Origin of the sequence: Cupriavidus sp. Met-2, assembly GCF_049843575.1 — a bacterium.
GTDB classification, from domain to species: Bacteria; Pseudomonadota; Gammaproteobacteria; order Burkholderiales; family Burkholderiaceae; genus Cupriavidus; species Cupriavidus metallidurans.
This window is the reverse complement of the sequence record NZ_JBBHZL010000009.1, coordinates 233,524-251,697: the sequence shown is the minus strand read 5'-3', so window position 1 is coordinate 251,697 and position 18,174 is coordinate 233,524. Positions and strand designations below refer to the sequence as shown.

Genomic DNA, 18,174 nt, shown 5'->3' with positions numbered 1-18,174 from the left:
ATCCGTTACAGCGAACCTGATGGGGTGGCTTACTCGTTGACCGCCAGTTCCGATTCCAGCACCTGGATGGCCGTCTTCTTCGGCCCGCGATTGCGCCAGGCCGACCACGTCACGCCAGCCAGCAGCATCGCCGAGATCACCACGAACGTGCAGCTGATCGGGCGCTCCACGAACACGGCCAGGTCGCCACGCGACAGCAGCAGGGCGCGGCGGAAGTTCTCTTCCACCATCGGTCCGAGCACGAAGCCGAGCAGGATCGGCGCGACCGAGAACTCCAGGTACATCAGCAGGGCGCCGATCAGGCCGAAGGCCAGCACTTCCCAGATCTGGAACAGACTGCTCTGCGTGCTGAATACGCCCACTGCGATAAAGAACATCGCCGACGGGAACAGGTAGCGGTAAGGCACCTGCAGCAGCTTGACCCACACGCCGATCATCGGCACGTTCAGGATCATCAGAATCACGTTGCCGATCCAGAAGCTGGCGATCAGGCCCCAGAAGATGTCCGGGTGGTCGCTGATGAGCTGCGGACCCGGGGCGATGCCCTGGATCATCAGCGCGCCAAGAATCAGCGCCATCACGGCGTCGCCCGGAATACCCAGGCTCATCGTCGGGATGAAGTCCACCTGCGTCTTCGAGTGCGAGGAGGCTTCCGGCGCCGCCACGCCGGCGATCATGCCGGTACCGAACTTCTCGGGCGTCTTGGAGATCTTGCGTTCGAGCGCGTAGGCCACGAACGTCGTGATCGTCGGGCCCGTGCCCGGCATCGCGCCAAACAACGTACCTACGCCAGTGCCGCGCACCATCGGCCAGAAGGCCTCCTTCAGCTCGGCCAGGCTCGGACGCATGTCGCGAATGCGAAGCTTGGCGTTGGAAGTCACCGCAGTCATGCGGTTCACGTTCAGGATGAAGTCAGCTACCCCGAACAGGCCCATTGCGATGGCCACGAGTTCCAGGCCATCGCTCAGTTCCGGAATGCCCAGCGCGAAGCGGAACGTGCCAGTGTTCACGTCGGTGCCGACCACGCCGCAGAGCAGGCCGAACAGCGTCATGGCCACGCCCTTCAGCGGCGATCCGCGCGACATCGTCGAACCGGCAAGCAGACCCAGCAGCATGATCGAGAAGATCTCGGCGGGACCGAACTTGAAGGCGATGGTCGTCAGCAGCGGCGATGCGAAGATCATCACGAGAATGCCCACCGACGCAGCGAAGAACGAGCAGATCATCGTGATACCAAGCGCCGTGCCACCTTTGCCTGCCTTGGTCATCGGGTACCCGTCGATACAGGTCACCGCGTGCGGCGGGTGCGAAGGCAGGTTCAGCAGAATGGCGCCGATCGCCCCACCATACTGCGAACCGTAGAAGATACCGGCCAGCATCAGGATGGCGGGCACCGGGTGCATGACGTAGGTGAGCGGCAGCAGGATCGAGATAGCTGAAAGCGCGCCCATGCCTGGCAGCACGCCGATCAGGTTACCGACCAGCACGCCGAAGAACGACCACATCAGGTTGCTGCCCTGGAACGCTACCCCAAAGCCGAACCAGAGATCATGTAATGCATTCGAAACCATGGTACTCACGCCCCCCACGTAAACATCGGAAGCTGCAGCTGCAGCGCCCACGAGAACACCACCGCCGCAATAACGCACATGGCAATGGAGAGCAGGAACGCCTGCTTGATGCTGTTGCTGCGATCACCGAGCGCGGAAATGAAGACGATGGCGAACGTGGCTGGAATCATGCCGCCATACTTGCCGAACAGCAGGAATGCCAGCGTGCCCAGCACGATGCAAACCGTGCCGCGCAGGTCCGGCGCAGCGTGGCTGTGTCCGTGACCGGAGGGTTTGTCTTCCTTGGGCTCGTCGTTGCGGGCGGAGACGGCGATGAGGACGCCGACGAATGCCAGCAGCGCGCCCACTGCTACCGGGAAGAAACCGGGGCCCATGTGGCTGAGCGAGCCGGTGTGATACTGCAGACCGGCCATTACGGCAGCGAGTCCGACCAGTGCCATCAGCGTGCCGCCGTAGTAGTCCTTCTTGAATCCCTTGGCGTGGCTCATCGGATGGCCCCGCTCTGGTTGCGCCACACGGGCTGTCCTTCGGCTCTGTCCGCTTCAACTGCGCGGACGCCGCTGCATCGACTGGTCATGCTCTCCTCCTACCTTTCAGAATGCCAACGGCCGCGAACCCTGGTGGCAGGAACCGGCGGCTCGTTGGATTTGGGGGAATCTATAAGGAGCGTCTTCCAATCGCCTTTCGTTAGCCTTGCGCGAACCTTTCGGGAAACATCATCTTGTGATGTATAAGATTCTTCTGCGCCGAACTCAGTGAAATCCCTAGGGGGCTTTCCGTATTGTCGGGAAAAGGGGAATCAGGCAGTGCAGGGTTGAGTTGTATCTGCGACCAGTCAATTTGAATTGCCAGAAATATGGCAAAAAAAACGCCCGCGAAATCGGGGGATCGCGGGCGAGATGGTTGCATCGTGGGGTCAATTCACGATGGCTTCATTTAGCCATGTGCCAGTACCCGTTGTCTCCCCTTCGGCAGGTGGCTTGCGGGCACAGGCGGATTCGGTGTAGATCACTCCGCCGGTTGGGCTTCCGGGAACTTGTGGGGGCCAGGGTGTAAGCGTTGGCCGGGTTCTTCTGGAGATAGCCTTCGGCGTTGTAGACACTGACTGACCAGAAGCCGTCGACCGGCACTTCCTTCACCGTAAAGTGACAAGGCCCGGAGCCCGAAACGTTATTTCAGGCAAGGCAATTCTTAATGCGATGGATTAATTGAGATTTGGAGCCCGTGTTCTGCGATCCCAGGATTGCGCGATACGGAAAGGTCTACCTGTGTCGATGCGCACCTGGCCGGAACGCATCGATCTTTCACACTACCTTCAGTGGTGTTTCTTGTTCTTCTGAGATTGGGTGGACGTCGTTGTTGCCTGCGTCGGCGGGACGAGGAACGATGCCTGTGACAGTGGTGCCGCCGGTCCGGTCACGGCTTGGCCGGGCTGCGATGGTGAGGTGGAGGTCTGGCCGTTCTCGTAGCCGGTGGAGACGGCTTCGAGATAGCCGGGTGGGAACTTCTGCTCCGGTGTGGCGGTGGGTTGGGCGTAAGCGGCAGCGCCTGCAATCAGCGCGATGGCGCCGACAGCCAGCGGTTGCCCCAAAGTGATGGGCAGGTAGGCTCTGGGATGCATCAGCAGCTCCTTCTTCACTACGTATTGCGACGACCTGCCGCAGCGATTGCTGCAGCAATGCTGGGATGGGACGGCGCCTTCCACGGATACCGGCCTGCGCGACGCGGACGTGACTGCTGCTTCGACTGAACACGCTTCGAGCCATCCACAAAAAGGATGGCCGGCAGTCAGCGCCAGCATCGACTGTGTGTCAGGGATGGGGGTGAGCGGAACGTACAGGTTCCGCTCAAGGGAGGGAGCTCGGCCTTCCTCACAATCTGCCACGGAGGCCGCGAAGTCAAACCGATTTACACATCAGGCGGGAGCCTGCCCGTGGCGGTGTACGCGAAGGCACGGCCGCGCGTTCGATGCTGCAGTGGCAGAGTCTGATCCGACAAGATGGGAGCGCCGCTCATGGCGATTGCGCGGGCTAGACTACAGGGCATCAAGCAACTGGGCCAACGCAAATCCTGGAGGCCATCAATGCCTGAGTCCGTGAAAGACGCCGATGACGCCGTTGGCCGCCCCAAACCGCAGATGGTGCCGGCCGGCTATCGCCAGGGCATCATCACGGCTATTACGGTGCTGCTGGGTTTTTCGCTGGCCTTCTGGCGTTTCTGGGGCTTCGAGAGCCCCGGGAAGTGGAGCGTCCGCGCGTTGTTCGCCGCGCTTTGCCTAGTCTCCGCCGTGGCGCTCCAGATTCTGTCGCTGTTCCGCGCGTTGCGCATCGAGGACGACGAGGTGTCCGAGTATCGCAGGACCGTACGCTGGTTTATCGCGTCTGCCATTGCACTGCTGCTTGGGCTCACCGCCGCCATGTTCGACGCAGCGCTTGCCGAGGCAGTGGATTGAGGTTGGATCTGGCAGGCACCTATAGCTTCAGCGTCGAAAGCAGGATGCTGGTCTCTGTATTGGCGATGCCCGGGATCAGGCGGATGGCACTGAGGATGCGGTCGAATGCCTCCAGCGTATCCGCGCGCAGTTCGGCCATCAGGTCCCAGCGGCCGTTGGTGGTGTGCAGCGCCACGACGTTCGGGTGACCGCGCAATTCACGCCGCACGTCCTCGCTGTGGTTGCCCTCGATCTCGATGCTCATGATGGCACGGATGCGGAACGCCTCGGCCTCGGGCCGCAACCGGATCGTGTAGCCGACGATCGTCCCCTCGCTCTCCAGTTTTGCCAGGCGGTTCTGCACCGTGGCGCGCGCCACGCGTAGCTTCCTGGCAAGCGTTACCACGGGCATGCGGGCGTCATCCCGCAGCAGGGCAATGAGTTGTCGGTCGGTATCGTCCATGGATCTGGCGGATTGCCTTATTGATTGGGCAAAGTGTAATGCGAGAACCAATCTCTGCCCATTGTCCGCATGCAATTTGGCTCAGCCATGGCGGGTGAGCGTTCCGGGAGAGATGAGGTCGCCCAGCGGCGGGAAAATTTTGACAGGATTTTTACTGCGGGCAGCCATCCTTTGATCCGCTATCTATAAGCACATGCTTACCCTTGAGTCAGGGATACGGATGGACCGAGGAGATCATGATCAAGATACTAGTGCCGGTGAATGGCTCGGAATGCGCGCTCGACGCGGTGCGCTATGCGGCGTTCCTGTATCGAGAGAGCGGCGTGGCCGAGGTGGTGCTGCTGAACGTGCAGCCGCCGCTGGAGCATTCGCGGGCCAGCGCCTTTCACTCGCTTGCGGCATTGCGCGAGCAGGAATCCCAGGATGGTGAGTGCGCGCTGGAGCAGGCGAGCAATATCCTCGACGATTCCGGCGTGCGCTATACCGCGATGATTGGCGTCGGCAGCCCGGCGCAAGCGGTGGCTAGCGCGGCGACGGCTTTGAACTGCGATGGCATCGTGATCGGCGTGAACCTGTGGTCGAGAATCAAGGCATGCTTCGGCGCCGGACTTACCTCGCGCATCATGCGCAAGACTTCCGTGCCCGTGACGGTGGTGAAGTCGGCTGGAGCAAGCGGCGCGCTCACCAGCCAACCCTTACCGCCCGTTCTGCCGGCTTCGCATCGTCACGCCAGGCCGATGCTGGTCGTGTATCCGTGACGCATGGCCTGCATGTCATCGGTTGAGCGGTAACGGGTGTCATGGATCGGACGAGACGGTCGCCAGTGCGGCGCCCTTCTCGCGCGCCATGAAGACAGCCTCCGACTTGTTCTTGGCCGCGAGCCGCCGATAGAGCTGCAACGTATGGCTTTTCACGGTCGGGACGGAGATACGTAGTTGCCTGCTGATGGACTTCACCGAGAGTCCCCGCGACAGCAGTACGAGCACCTCGTACTGGCGCAGGGTCAGCCTGAGCAGCCGCGCTTCGCAAATGTATGCCGGCACCCGCGTGCTGCCGTGGACGCCTACCGGCGTTGGCACGGCAATCGGGGTAGCCGGCGCAATCGGCAGCGCTGGCGCCAGCGCGTGAATTCCGGCATGCGCGCAGGCGATCAAGGCGCGTAGCGCACATTCGATCTCAACGGCGCTCGCGTGTTCGGGCAGCCACGACAATAGCGGCGCGAACGGGTTGGGCGGCATCCATTGGACTTCGCCGCCATGCGCCAGGAACAGCACGCAGCGCACGGCCGATGCGGTTTCCAGCAACTGGTGCATGTCGATATTGGCGCCGCGCGGCAAGGCGCCAAGTACCAGTAACTCGGTACCGTGCAGAGAACACGGGGTCTCTGGCCGTGGCGTGATGACGCTGCTGTCGTCCACGTCTGCAATACGATTGAGAATCCGCTGGATGCCAAGCCCGACCAGCGGGCGAAATTCGACCACCGTTGCCCTCATGATTGCTCCCCTTTGTTTCTGTAGTTATTTGACTGCGAGCAATCAGACCGCAAGAAGCATTCCATACGCGCAGGCACGTAAAAGCCGCGCCGGCGCGCCAAAAGAAACCCCGGGCGTGTTACGTGTCACGTAACACGCCCGGGGCTGGCTTGTGGAACTGGCGGGTTTGGCAGGCAGGGCGCCTGCCGGGCGTCAAGGCGTGATGGCTACCTTGAGCACGCCGTCGCGCTGGTGCCCGAAGAGGTCGTAGGCGGCCTCGATATCGGCGAGCTTGAAGCGGTGCGTGACCAGTGGCCCGAGGTCGATCCGCTGCGTTTCGATCACGTTCATGAGTCGGCGCATCCGTTCCTTGCCGCCCGGGCACAGCGACGTAATGATGCGGTGATCGCCCAGACCGGCCGCGAAGGCGTCCAGGGGAATCTTCAGGTCGCTGGAATAGACGCCAAGGCTCGACAGCGTGCCGCCGGGCTTGAGCACGCGCAGGGCCGATTCGAAGGTGGCCTGCGTGCCGAGTGCTTCGATCGACGCGTCGACGCCACGGCCGCCCGTAATGCGCAGGATCTCCTGCACCACGTCGGTATTGCGGAAGTTCAGCGTAACGTCGGCACCCATCTGGCGAGAGATGTTCAGGCGGTCATCGATCCCATCTACGGCGATGATCAGCGAAGCGCCACGCAGGCGGGCGCCAGCCGTCGCGCACAGTCCGATCGGACCCTGCGCGAACACGGCAACGATATCGCCGATCTTGATATTGGCGTGCTCCGCGCCGGAGAAGCCCGTCGACATGATGTCGGGACACATCAATACCTGTTCGTCGGTCAGCCCGTCGGGGATGGGCGCGAGGTTCGCCTGCGCGTCCGGCACGAGCACGTACTCGGCCTGGGTGCCGTCAATCGTATTGCCGAAGCGCCAGCCGCCCATGGGCTTGTAGCCGTGCGAGTGGCCTTGTCCGTCCTGCGAGGCGCAACCGTCCTGGCACGCGTAGGAGTAGAAGCTGGGGCAGATCGCGCCCGCGATGACGCGCTGACCCTCGTGATAACCGGTCACGCCACTGCCGAGTTTCTCGATGATGCCCACCGGTTCGTGACCGATCGTCAGGCCCCGCTCTACCGGATACTCGCCTTTGAGAATGTGGATATCGGTGCCGCAGATTGTGGTGGTGGTGATGCGGATCAGTGCGTCGGTGGGGCCGACGGCCGGGATCGGCTTTTCCTGCAGCACGATCTTGCCGGGCCCCTGAAAAACCGCAGCTTGCATGCCTGCCATGTCGAGACTCCTTCTGGTTGGCCTGAAAGGCCGCCCGCAGCCTCGCGGGCGGTGATCCAGTCAGTCTAGGCCAGGCTGGCGCGGCCGAGAGTTGACACTCGTCAAAGTCATGGGATGTGCGGTCAGCGGCCTTCGCCGAATCCTTCCTTGACCTCTTGGCACTTGCCACCGATACTTCCCAAACTATTCACTGTTTAGTTACGGGGGCGTGCATGGAAGACAGCTTGTCCGAAGTGGAAGGTGCAGCGGGTGACGTGAGCGACGTGAGTGAGGTGGATAACTTCGCGCCGGTCACGCAGGAAGTCGATGCAAGCGATCTCTGCGTGCGTGGCGTGTTGCCAGCGGGGTTGCAGGGCACGTTGTATCGCATCGGCCCGAACCCGCGCTTTCCGCAGCCCGAGGCGCACTGGTTCGGTGGCGACGGCATGGTGCATGTGTTCGCCATCGACGATGGGCGCGTGTCCTACCGCAACCGCTGGGTGCGCACGCCCAAGTGGCGTGACGAGGATCGTGCCGGGCGTCCACTATTCCGCGCCTTCGCCGGCAAGTTGCCCGATGCGCCGGAGTGGTCGGGCAGCGATGGCGGCGTGGCCAATACCAACATCATCTGGCACGGCGGCGCGCTGCTGGCGCTCGAGGAAGCGCACCTGCCCACTGCTGTGACGCCGCGCGCGATCGACACCCTTGGATATATGGAATACGGCCCGCTGAAGGGGCCGTTCACCGCGCATCCGAAGACCGACCCGCGCACTGGCGAACTACTGTTCTTCGGCTACAACGCCGACGGCAAGCTCACGCCGGGCGTGCAGGTTGGTGCGATCGATGCACAGGGCCGCCTGACGCATTACGCGCGTCTGCAGGCGCCGTACCCGAGCATGATCCACGACTTCATGGCCACGCCGGGTCATCTGTTGATCCCCGTGCTGCCGCTGACCGGCAGCCTTGCGCGCGTGGAGCGCGGCGGCCCTGGCTATGCATGGGAGCCAGAGAAGCCCGCCATGATCGGCGTCCTGCCGCGTGGTGGCGGCGCTGACGACGTGCGGTGGTTCGAGGGCCCTGCCTGCTATGTGTTCCATGTGATGAACGCGTGGGAGGAAGGCGAGGGGGGACAACGCATTCTGGCGGACGTCATGGTCTACGACGAACCACCCTTGTTCCCCCACGCCGACGGATCGCCAGGAGATCCCGCCCGGCAGCAGGCGTACCTGACGCGCTGGACGTTCGATCTTGCGTCGGACATACGCCGGTTCACCGCCGAACGGCTCGACGATACGGCGGGCGAGTTTCCGCGCATCGACGACCGCGTTTCGGGTTTCCGCTATCGGCACGGATGGTTCGCCGCGTCGCATCCCGAGTACGGCGAAGGCGCGCTCAACGGCATCATGCACCTGGACATGCAGGACGGCACGCGCGACGCCTACTGGCTGCCGCGGGGCGATATCACGTCCGAGCCGGTGTTCGCGCCGGGTGGTGGCGCTCATGGCGGCGAGGGCGATGGCTGGCTGTTGGCGGTGGTGTGGCGGGCTGCGGCACAATGTAGCGAATTGCTGGTGTTCGATGCGCGGCACGTCGCGCGCGGTCCGCTGGCAACCGTCGAGCTGCCGCAGCGCGTGCCGTTCGGCTTCCATGGCAACTGGGTAGCGGGATAGCGGGATAGCGAGAGGGATGAACGAAGGCGGCACGAAACAGAACGGCGGGCGCAAGGGTGGTACGCGCAAGGTGGCGGGTGGCACGACCAAGCCCGCCGGACAATGGCATCACGGCGACCTGCGCGCCTCGCTGATTGCGTGGGGACTCCACTTGCTCGATACGCAAGGCATCGCGGCGATGAGCATGCGCGAAGCCGCCAAGCTGGCCGGCGTGTCGCCGGGCGCGCCGGCACACCATTTCCAGGACCGCAACGGCCTGCTTGCGGCCATCGCCGCGCAGGCGTTCCGGGAACTGGGCGCCTTCCAGGGCAACCGCGCGCGCCTGATTCCGCGCGATACCCCGGCCAACAAGCTGCGCGCGCTGCTGGTCGGTTACGCCGAATTCGCGCACATGTACCCGGCGCGCTTTCACTTGATGTTCGGCCCGGCGATAGAACGCCGTGACGAATACCCCGAACTGCAGGAAGCCTCGTCCGGTTCGTTCGATCGGGTGCGAGAAACCGTCGTTGCGTGTCTGGGCGGACGTGAACCCGGCGCGCTGACACATGAACAACTGGCGTTTTGTGTCTGGACGGCCGCGCATGGTCTGGCCACCCTGACGGCCACGCACGACCGCTTCCGGGCCATTTCGGCGGCCCCCGGGGCCGTCGAGCAGATGGCGGACACCGTCGCCACCTTCTGTCTGGCTGCGCTTCAGCACACAGACGACGTCTGAAGACGTTCCCCCTCCCTATCAAGCCATAGAGCGTGAGCAAACGCTCACATACGGCGTCTTGCCGCTCTTTGTGTATCGGCTTTGTATCAACTTTGTACGAAAAACGCTAAAGAGCCACTTTCGAGCGCCGTAAACCTTGGATGTAAAGACATTCATTTGCCTGTCTGGGTGAATTACATCGAAGTTACGCACGGCGAAGGACCTGAAGAAAATGGCTGCACTCGATTTCCTCGGCATTGGCTCCAACATGCAACTGGGCACGCTCCTCGATCAGCTGGCGACGGCGGAACGCCTGCCGCTGAAAGCGCTGGAGACCCAGAATACGGCCTACCAGGCCAAGCTATCCGGATATGGCACGATCAAGAGCATGTTGTCGGCCTTTCAGGCTTCCGCCAACTCCCTTGCCAAGCTCGACACGTTCGGCGCCGTCAAGGCGCAAGTCAGTAACAGCGATGTGATGACCGTCGCCACTGGCGTCAATGCGATTGCCGGCAACTACAACGTAAACGTCAAGAGCCTGGCGCAGGCCCAATCTCTGGCGGGCGCTGGCCAGCTCAAGCAGGATGCGGTCATCGGCACTGGCACGCTGACTTTCGAGTTCGGCGTGACGGGCGGATACGACGCCGACCCGGCATCGCCGACGTACGGCACATACGTGAACCCGACGTTCACGCCGACCGCCGACTCCGCCAAGACCGTGACGATCGACAGCAGCAACCAGACGCTGCAAGGGATTCGTGATGCGATCAACAAGGCCAATATGGGCGTCAAGGCCAGCATCATCAACGACGGCAGCGGCACGCCTTATCGTCTGGTGCTCAATTCGGAGAAGACCGGCGAGGCGATGAGCATGCGCATCACCGGTTCCTCACCGGAACTGCAGGCGCTTGCCGGATACGATCCGGTGGCCGGCCCGCAACCCGGCGGCATGAAGGAAGTGGTGCGTGCCACGAATGCGCAACTGACCATCAACGATATCGCCATCACCAGCGCCAGCAATGTGGTGACCGATGCCGCGCAGGGCGTCACGATGACGCTCAAGAAGACGGGCACCACGTCGATGACGCTGACGCAGGATCTCGACAGCATCAAGGCCGCGGTGCAGGGGCTGGCCACGGCCTACAACAACCTCCAGTCGGCCACCAAGCAGCTGACAGCCTTCGACGTGAAGAGCGGTACCAAGGCGGCTCTGACCGGCGACGGCGTGCTGCGCGGTATCCAGTCGACGCTGCGCTCGGTACTCAACACCCCCGAAGCCGGGATGCGCGACGGCGCCGCGACAACGCTGGCCCAGCTTGGCGTGACGTTGCAGAAGGACGGCACGATGTCGGTCGACACCAAGAAGCTGGATGCCGCGTTGGCCGGAAACCTGGCTGACGTGACCGCGCTGTTCAGCGGCGACGGCACGAAGGGTGGGATCGCGCGCCGCTTGTCTGAAGCGGTGGATACCATGACGGGTACCAACGGCCCGCTGACCTCCGCGACCAAGGGTATCGAACGGAGCGTGAAGGATCTCGGCAAGCGCTATGACTCGATGTCGGAGCACATCGATGCCAATATCAAGCGCGTCCAGAAGCAGTTCCAGGCGCTGGATCTGGCTGTCTCGCAGATGAACCGCACCAAGGACTACCTGACCCAGCAGTTCTCGGCGATGAACAACACGAACAGCAAGTAACCTGTCAGCGAGTCGTCAATCGATGCAAGAACGCCGCCCTCGTGGGCGGCGTTTTTTGTTGCGAGGAAGCGGGCGGGGGATGAGTCGTCAGCATGTCCCATCGGTGTTCCCTTCTCCCGCGAGGCTGGAGAGAGGAGCGAACCGCCCGCATCTGAATCGCGTGCGGCGTGCTCCCCCAAAGGCACTTCCTAAATCGCACCCGCCAGTCTGAACTGGCCGACGGCGCGGTGCAGTGCATCGGCCTGATCCTCGAGCGAGGCGGCGGCGGCGGTTGCTTCTTCCACCAGCGCCGCATTCTGCTGCGCCATCTGGTCCATCTGAGAGACTGCCTGGTTGACCTGCTCGATCCCGCCGGTCTGTTCCTCGGTGGCCGCGCGCATTTCGCCCATCAGGTCGGTCACGCGCTTCACGGCCTCGACGATTTCTCCCATCGCCTTGCCTGCGTCTTCGACCAGCACTGAGCCATCCTCGACACGCTGTGCCGAGTTGTCGATCAATCCCTTGATCTCCTTGGCCGCCGTGGCGCTACGCTGGGCCAGGCTGCGCACCTCGCCGGCCACCACCGCAAAGCCGCGTCCCTGCTCGCCGGCGCGCGCGGCTTCCACCGCCGCATTCAGCGCCAGGATGTTGGTCTGGAATGCGATGCCCTCGATGACGCCGATGATGTCCACCACCTTGCTGGACGCCGCCTTGATCTCGCCCATCGTGTCCACCACCTGGTGCACGATCGCTCCGCCGCGTACAGCGATCTCCGAAGCGCCTTCGGCCAGCCGCGCCGCCTGGCGGGCGTTGTCAGCACTCTGGCGAACCGTGCCGGTCAGCTCTTCCATGCTGGCCGCGGTCTGTTCGAGCGACGCTGCCTGTTCCTCGCTGCGGCGTGACAAGTCGACATTGCCGGCCGCAATCTGCTTGGCGGCGCCTGCGATCGCATCCGCCGAACCGCGAATCTGGCCGATGGCACCCGTCAGCCGCCCCTGCATCTGCTGCATGTTGAACAGCACGCTTTCCCGATCGTTCGGCGCCACGTTCACGTGCGAAGCAAGATCGCCTTCGGCGATGCGCGCGGCGATCTCCGAGGTCAGCGATGGTTCGCCGCCAAGCTGCTTCTGCAGACTGGCGGAAACGCGCACCATCACCACGGTCATCAGCGCGCCCACGCCCAGCAGCCAGCCGAGCGCTTTCCAGAGCGACGCGCGGAACTCGGCCTGGATGTCATCCATGTAGAAACCGGCGATGAAGTTCCAGTCCCACGGCTTGAAGTTCAGCACATAGCTCAGTTTGGGCTGCGGCGCCTCGGCCCCTGGCTTGGGCCAGGCGTATTCAAGGAAGCCCTTGCCGGCGGTCTTGCCGATCTGCGCGATATCGCGGAACAGATAGACGCCGTTAGGGTCCTTCATCTCCGACATGTTCTTGCCATCGAGTTCGGGCTTGATCGCGTGCATCAGAACGACAGCGTCGGACCTCATCACGGTGAAGTAGCCATCGCCGCCAAAACGCATCACGCGCACGCGGTCGAGCGCCTGCTTCTGGGCTTCCTCGGCGCTCAACTTGCCTGCGCGCGCCATGGCTTCGTACTCGGCCACGACCGAGTTGGCGGTGTCAGTGACCTGTTGCAGCGTCAGTTCTCGATCCCGCAGACGCAGGTCTCGCATTTGCCATGCATTCCACAGCGTAATGGCCAGCAGGCAGGTCCAGCTCAGCACCAGCGGCAGCATGAGCTTCTTTCTCAGGCTCAGGTTATGCAACATCCTTATCCTCCGTTCGCATCGGTTGTTGATTGGGGCGCTTTCATGCCTTTGTATGGTTTGTATTCGCGCGTCCTCTCTGACCGGCCATAACGGCGGCGTCATCGTCAAACTTGATCGGGAAATACCACTGATAGGAAATAGTGGCGCACGCGCCGCTTTATGTTTTGCTGTGCAGCACGTTGTTAGGGGTTTTGAGAGTGACGCGTAACGAACCGTAATCAACGAGCCCGATCCGAAGCCTTTCAGATGGTTGTTCTTTTAAATGAGAACTATTACCATCTCTTTCGTTTTTCCCGCGCGAGTGTGGTGTCCTCGCCATGCCGCCGATGCGGCAGCCTCTCCGCCAGCCATGCACGCTTGCCCAGAACATCCCCGATGACCGAATCCACGCCAGCTTCCAGCCAGCAGCGCCGCGCCTTCTGGCTCAAGCATCTTCACCAGTGGCACTGGATCAGTTCCGCGATCTGCCTGATCGGGATGCTGATGTTCGCCGTCACGGGATTCACGCTCAATCACGCGGGGCAGATCGAGGCCTCGCCTTCGCTCGTCACGCGCCACGAGACTGCGCCGCGCGAACTGCTGGATGCGCTGAAGCGCGCCGCGCCCGCGAACGCATCGGCGGGAAACCAGAAGGACCAGAAAGACCAGAAGGGACCGGTGCCGCGCGTGCTGGCTGACTGGCTGTCAAAGACGATGGATATCGACGCCGCAGGACGCGAGGCCGAATGGTCCGCCGACGAGATCTACGTTGGCCTGCCACGCCCCGGCGGCGATGCCTGGCTCAGCGTTGCGCTCGAAGACGGCGAGGTCCAGTACGAAGTGACATCGCGGGGCTGGATTTCCTACTTCAACGACCTGCACAAGGGCCGCAACACGGGCCATGCCTGGAGCTGGTTCATCGACATATTCGCCCTGGCCTGCCTGATTTTCAGCGTCACCGGGCTGTTCCTGCTCAAGCTTCATGCCGGGGGCCGCATGGCCACGTGGCCGCTGGTGGGCGCGGGCCTCGTTGTGCCGCTGCTGCTGGCCATCCTGTTCATTCACTGATTCGCAACCGAGAAAGGTAGTTTCGACATGCGCCGACTCCTGACCGTCACCGTAACCGGCCTTGCCGCAGCGCCGCTGGCACCCGCCATGGCCGCCGACATGAACGTCAAGGTGGAGATTCCCCGCCTGAACGTGGCCGAGTACCACCGCCCCTACGTATCCATGTGGATCGAGCGTGCCGACCAGAGCCCGGTGACGACGCTGGCGGTCTGGTACGACGCGAAGAACAAGGAAAGCCAGGGCACGAAGTGGCTCAAGGACATGCGCCAGTGGTGGCGCAAGACCGGCCGCGACATGCAGCTTCCGGCCGATGGCGTATCGGGTGCCACGCGCGCTCCCGGCGAGCACGCGCTGACGTTCAGCGATGGCAAGGCGCCGCTGGGCAAGCTGCCTGCCGGCGATTACCAGCTCGTGGTGGAAGCCGCGCGCGAAGTGGGCGGACGCGAACTCGTGCGTGTGCCGTTCGCATGGCCGCCCAAGGCCGCGCAAAGCGCGGGCGCCAAGGGCGAGCATGAGCTCGGCGGCGTATCTGTCGACCTGAAGCCGTGAGCCGCGCCAATCACCGCAAACGCATTGAACTGATCTGACCGGAGCCTGACGATGAACAAGCCTGCCCGCTTCTCCACCCGACTTTCCACCCGCGTAGCAGTCCTCGCGCTTGCTGCGCTGGCGCCGTTGGCCGCTCATGCCCACCGCCAGTGGTTGCTGCCGTCCACCACCGTGCTGTCCGGCGGCAGCCAGTGGGTGACCGTGGACGCCGCGGTGTCCAACGACCTGTTCTACTTCGAACACATGCCGATGCGTCTGGACAACCTCGTGGTCACCGGCCCCGATGGCGCGGCGGTGAAGCCCGAGAATGCGTCGACTGGCAAGTACCGCAGCACGTTCGACGTGCCGCTGGCGCAGCAGGGCACGTACCGTATTGCCGTGGTCAACCAGGGCCTGTTCGCGAGCTGGAAGGAGAACGGACAGACCAAGCGCTGGCGCGGTGCCGCCGATGCCCTGGCCGCGAACGTCCCCGCCAATGCGCAGGAACTGCAAGTGACCGAGATGGCCAGCCGCGTGGAATCGTATGTCACCAGCGGCAAGCCGTCGAAGCAGGCATTGACGACCACCGGACGCGGCCTGGAGCTTGCGCCGATCACCCATCCGAACGACCTCGCCGCAGGCGAGACGGCCAGCTTCCGCCTTCTGCTCGACGGCAAGCCGGCCGCCAACCAGACGGTTTCCGTGGTGCCGGGCGGCGTTCGTTATCGCGATCGTCTCAACGAGTTCGACACGACCACCGACGCCGACGGCAAGTTCTCGGTGAAGTGGCCAGCTGCCGGCATGTACTGGATGGAAGCCGAACTGCGCGACCAGAAGACATCGGTCAAGCCCGCCACGGCTCGCCGCGTTACCTACGCGGTGACGGTGGAAGTGCTGCCGCAGTAAGACGGCCGCTACGAAATCGCCGATGAATCGCGTTCTTATCCCCGCCACGCTGGACCTGCCCCCGCCCGTTCGCGAGCCGCAAGGCTCGATCGCGCAATGGACGGGCGAGACGATGGGGACGACCTGGGCTGTCCGCGCCGTGCTGGCGCGCGGGCAGGACGGCGGCGGCCTGGAGGCAGGCATCCGCGCGGTGCTCGACGAGGTTATCGCGCAGATGAGCAACTGGTCCGAGATATCGGACCTGAGCCGTCTCAATCGGGCCGACGCCAGTGCTTGGGTCACGCTGCCCGAGGATTGCTTCACGGTCCTGCAGGCGGCGCTGGACACCGCGCGCGACAGCGGTGGCGCCTACGATCCCAGTGCCGGCCCGCTCGTCGATCTCTGGGGCTTCGGCCCGGCTGGCAAACGGCACACCGCTCCTACGGCCGATGACGTGGCACGGGCGCGCCAGCATTGCGGCTGGCAACGGATCGAGATCGACCCATCGGCGCGTCGCGCGCGCCAGCCGGGCGGACTGTCACTCGATTTCTGCGCGATCGCGAAGGGGTTTGCCGTCGATGCGGTATCGCGCTATCTCCTGGCCCAGGGCGTGCCGCATCATCTGGTCGAGATCGGCGGCGAGTTGCGCGGCCAGGGGCTGAAGCCCGATGGGATGCCGTGGTGGATCGAACTGGAGTCCCCCTCGGCATCTGCCACTGCTGCGGGCGGGATCAGACGTACGCTGGTGGCGTTGCTCGGCCTGTCGATCGCCACGTCGGGCGACTACCGCCGCTACTTCGAACACGATGGGCGGCGGTACGCGCATACGATCGATCCACGCACCGGCTACCCGGCCGCGCATGCGTTGGCGTCTGTCACAGTGCTTCATCGCGAATGCATGATGGCAGACGCGTTGTCCACCGCACTGACCGTGCTCGGGCCAGAAGCCGGCATCACTTTCGCCACGCGCCAGGGCCTGGCCGCCCGCTTCCTGGTGCGCACGCCGCACGGCTTCGATGAGCGGGTCACCCCGGCGTTCGCCGCGATGCAAACATGATGCGTTTCTTACCGTGGGCAATGCTTGTCACCGGTGTGGCGCTGTCCGTGCTCGCGCACGGTCGCGATGCCATGGCAGCCGGCGTGGTCATCGCGTACGTTGGCTTCTGCTGGGGCGTGCTCGACGGGCATCGCCGCCACCGTGCCGCCCGTGCCGCACTTGCCAATGTCGCAAGTGATGACGCGAGCGAAGACGCGCGTCCGACGCTCGTCGCCTACGCAAGCCAGACCGGCTTTGCCGAACAGCTCGCCGTGCAAACGGCCCGCGCATTGCAAGGCGCGGGTCGCCCGGTGCAACTCGTGTCCTTTGCCGAACTCGATGGTGCGCGTCTGGCTGCGTGCGATCAGGCCCTGTTCCTGGTCAGCACCACGGGTGAGGGCGATGCGCCCGACATGGCGTCGGGGTTCGCGCGCCGCTTGCTGGCCGGCACCACGCCCGATGCGCTGCGCCAGTTGCGCTATGGCGTCCTTGCGCTGGGCGATAGCAGCTACGCGCACTTCTGCGCGTTCGGTCGCGCGCTGTCGGGGTGGCTGGAGAGCCATCATGCACAGCCATTGTTCGATAGGGTCGAGGTCGACAACGGCGACCCCGGCGCGTTGCGCCACTGGCAGAACCACTTGTCCGCGTTGAGCGGCGGTGCGGAAATCGCGGACTGGGAACGCCCGCGCTATGGCCGCTGGCGGCTGGTGGAGCGCAGGCTGCTCAATCCGGGCAGCCAGGGCGAGGCTGCCTTTCATCTGGCGCTCGAGCCCGAGGACGCGTCGCAACTGGCATGGCGCGCCGGCGATATTGCCGAGATTGGTCCATGCCAGCCGCCTGACGTCGTAGACCGGTTGCTGGCTCGCCTGTCGCTCGACGGAACCGCGTCGGTCCGTTGCGACAGTCGTCCGATGACCTTGTCCGAGGCGTTTGCCACGCGGCTGCTGCTGCCGGATAGCCAGCTGGATATATTGACCGGATTCACGCCCCAGCGACTGGTCGACGCGTTGCCCGCGCTGCCGCACCGCGAGTACTCGATCGCATCGCTGCCCGCCGATGGCCGGCTGGAATTGCTGGTACGTCAGACCCGTCATGCCGATGGGCGGCTTGGTCTCGCCTCTGGCTGGCTGACAGAATTCGCGCGCGAGGGCGCGTCGATCGCGCTGCGCGTCCGCACCAATCGCAGCTTCCATCCGCCCGAAGACGGGCGGCCGCTGATCCTGATCGGCAACGGTACTGGCCTTGCGGGCCTGCGTGCCGTGATCAAGGCGCGCGCGGAGGCGGGCCATCACCGCAACTGGCTGCTGTTCGGCGAGCGCTCCGCTGCGCACGATAACTTCCACGCAGAGGAATTCCAGGCGTGGTTATCGCAGGGCGTGCTGCAGCGGGTCGACCATGCATGGTCGCGTGATGGCGCGATGCCGCGCTACGTCCAAGACGCCGTGTCCGCGCAGGCTGCGACGATCGCTGCGTGGGTGGAGCAGGGTGCGTCGATCTACGTTTGCGGCAGCCTGCAGGGCATGGCCGCTGGCGTGCAGGACGCGCTCCTGCGCATCCTCGGTGAGTCCACACTACAGCGACTGACCGAAGCAGGCAGTTATCGCCGCGACGTGTACTGATGTCGTCGATGTTACGTCGTTGACGCCGTGGAAGCCATCGCGGACGGC

General features: G+C 63.9%; 18 protein-coding genes. 10 read left to right on the top strand and 8 right to left on the bottom strand.

What is annotated here, in order from left to right:
- Positions 1-29: 29 nt before the first annotated feature.
- From WD006_RS20015 to WD006_RS20000, 4 genes are all read right to left on the bottom strand, one after another.
- Positions 30-1,571: a tripartite tricarboxylate transporter permease gene (locus tag WD006_RS20015; RefSeq protein ID WP_011520057.1), complete on the bottom strand. Its 1,542-nt coding sequence runs from the start codon at positions 1,569-1,571 to the stop codon at positions 30-32.
- Positions 1,572-1,576: 5 nt separating this feature from the next.
- Complete coding sequence (locus WD006_RS20010; protein ID WP_008641504.1) at positions 1,577-2,059, bottom strand: tripartite tricarboxylate transporter TctB family protein; 483 nt, start codon at positions 2,057-2,059, stop codon at positions 1,577-1,579.
- Between the two features lie 444 nt (positions 2,060-2,503).
- Complete coding sequence (locus tag WD006_RS20005) at positions 2,504-2,710, bottom strand: DUF1214 domain-containing protein (RefSeq protein WP_080711446.1); 207 nt, start codon at positions 2,708-2,710, stop codon at positions 2,504-2,506.
- Between the two features lie 176 nt (positions 2,711-2,886).
- The gene (locus WD006_RS20000; RefSeq protein WP_035833264.1) at positions 2,887-3,192 is read right to left on the bottom strand and encodes a hypothetical protein; all 306 of its coding nucleotides are present in this window, start codon (positions 3,190-3,192) and stop codon (positions 2,887-2,889) included.
- A gap of 462 nt (positions 3,193-3,654) precedes the next feature.
- Here WD006_RS20000 and WD006_RS19995 point away from each other — a divergent pair, with 462 nt between their 5' ends.
- Entirely contained in the window at positions 3,655-4,023 is a 369-nt protein-coding gene (locus WD006_RS19995) for a hypothetical protein (RefSeq protein WP_029308768.1), read from the top strand.
- A gap of 19 nt (positions 4,024-4,042) precedes the next feature.
- Here the strand turns inward: WD006_RS19995 and WD006_RS19990 are convergent, their stop codons facing one another.
- The gene (locus WD006_RS19990; RefSeq protein WP_008641514.1) at positions 4,043-4,465 is read right to left on the bottom strand and encodes an Lrp/AsnC family transcriptional regulator; all 423 of its coding nucleotides are present in this window, start codon (positions 4,463-4,465) and stop codon (positions 4,043-4,045) included.
- Positions 4,466-4,701: 236 nt separating this feature from the next.
- On the opposite strand from WD006_RS19990, the gene WD006_RS19985 reads away from it, so the two are divergent.
- Complete coding sequence (locus WD006_RS19985) at positions 4,702-5,223, top strand: universal stress protein (protein WP_029308769.1); 522 nt, start codon at positions 4,702-4,704, stop codon at positions 5,221-5,223.
- A 39-nt stretch (positions 5,224-5,262) separates the two neighbouring features.
- On the opposite strand, the gene WD006_RS19980 is transcribed toward WD006_RS19985, so the two are convergent.
- Both WD006_RS19980 and WD006_RS19975 read right to left on the bottom strand, forming a co-directional pair.
- Positions 5,263-5,958 (bottom strand): response regulator transcription factor, encoded by a 696-nt coding sequence (locus WD006_RS19980; protein WP_029308770.1) that lies wholly within the window; start codon positions 5,956-5,958, stop codon positions 5,263-5,265.
- A 192-nt stretch (positions 5,959-6,150) separates the two neighbouring features.
- The gene (locus tag WD006_RS19975; protein ID WP_011520049.1) at positions 6,151-7,224 is read right to left on the bottom strand and encodes an NAD(P)-dependent alcohol dehydrogenase; all 1,074 of its coding nucleotides are present in this window, start codon (positions 7,222-7,224) and stop codon (positions 6,151-6,153) included.
- Between the two features lie 212 nt (positions 7,225-7,436).
- On the opposite strand from WD006_RS19975, the gene WD006_RS19970 reads away from it, so the two are divergent.
- The 3 genes from WD006_RS19970 to fliD all read left to right on the top strand — a co-directional run bounded on the left by WD006_RS19970 (position 7,437) and on the right by fliD (position 11,263).
- Entirely contained in the window at positions 7,437-8,873 is a 1,437-nt protein-coding gene (locus tag WD006_RS19970) for a carotenoid oxygenase family protein (protein WP_011520048.1), read from the top strand.
- A gap of 16 nt (positions 8,874-8,889) precedes the next feature.
- Complete coding sequence (locus tag WD006_RS19965; protein ID WP_011520047.1) at positions 8,890-9,588, top strand: TetR/AcrR family transcriptional regulator; 699 nt, start codon at positions 8,890-8,892, stop codon at positions 9,586-9,588.
- 211 nt (positions 9,589-9,799) lie between these two features.
- A complete protein-coding gene (fliD, locus tag WD006_RS19960; RefSeq protein WP_029308771.1) occupies positions 9,800-11,263 on the top strand; it encodes a flagellar filament capping protein FliD in 1,464 nt (487 codons plus the stop codon).
- A gap of 188 nt (positions 11,264-11,451) precedes the next feature.
- On the opposite strand, the gene WD006_RS19955 is transcribed toward fliD, so the two are convergent.
- Positions 11,452-13,011 carry a methyl-accepting chemotaxis protein gene (locus WD006_RS19955; protein WP_029308772.1) on the bottom strand — a complete coding sequence of 520 codons (1,560 nt, stop codon included), beginning with the start codon at positions 13,009-13,011 and terminating at the stop codon, positions 11,452-11,454.
- Between the two features lie 375 nt (positions 13,012-13,386).
- Between WD006_RS19955 and WD006_RS19950 the strand changes: the two genes are divergently transcribed.
- The 5 genes from WD006_RS19950 to WD006_RS19930 are packed head-to-tail and all read left to right on the top strand — an operon-like array spanning position 13,387 to position 18,126.
- A complete protein-coding gene (locus tag WD006_RS19950) occupies positions 13,387-14,058 on the top strand; it encodes a PepSY-associated TM helix domain-containing protein (RefSeq protein WP_029308773.1) in 672 nt (223 codons plus the stop codon).
- 27 nt (positions 14,059-14,085) lie between these two features.
- Positions 14,086-14,607 (top strand): DUF2271 domain-containing protein, encoded by a 522-nt coding sequence (locus WD006_RS19945; RefSeq protein ID WP_011520042.1) that lies wholly within the window; start codon positions 14,086-14,088, stop codon positions 14,605-14,607.
- A gap of 51 nt (positions 14,608-14,658) precedes the next feature.
- Positions 14,659-15,492: a DUF4198 domain-containing protein gene (locus WD006_RS19940; protein ID WP_029308774.1), complete on the top strand. Its 834-nt coding sequence runs from the start codon at positions 14,659-14,661 to the stop codon at positions 15,490-15,492.
- A 22-nt stretch (positions 15,493-15,514) separates the two neighbouring features.
- Positions 15,515-16,528: an FAD:protein FMN transferase gene (locus WD006_RS19935; protein ID WP_029308775.1), complete on the top strand. Its 1,014-nt coding sequence runs from the start codon at positions 15,515-15,517 to the stop codon at positions 16,526-16,528.
- On the top strand, positions 16,525-18,126 hold the full coding sequence (locus tag WD006_RS19930; protein WP_029308776.1) for a flavodoxin domain-containing protein: 1,602 nt from the start codon (positions 16,525-16,527) through the stop codon (positions 18,124-18,126). The genes WD006_RS19935 and WD006_RS19930 overlap by 4 nt, the downstream gene beginning before the upstream one ends.
- Positions 18,127-18,174 lie beyond the last annotated feature (48 nt).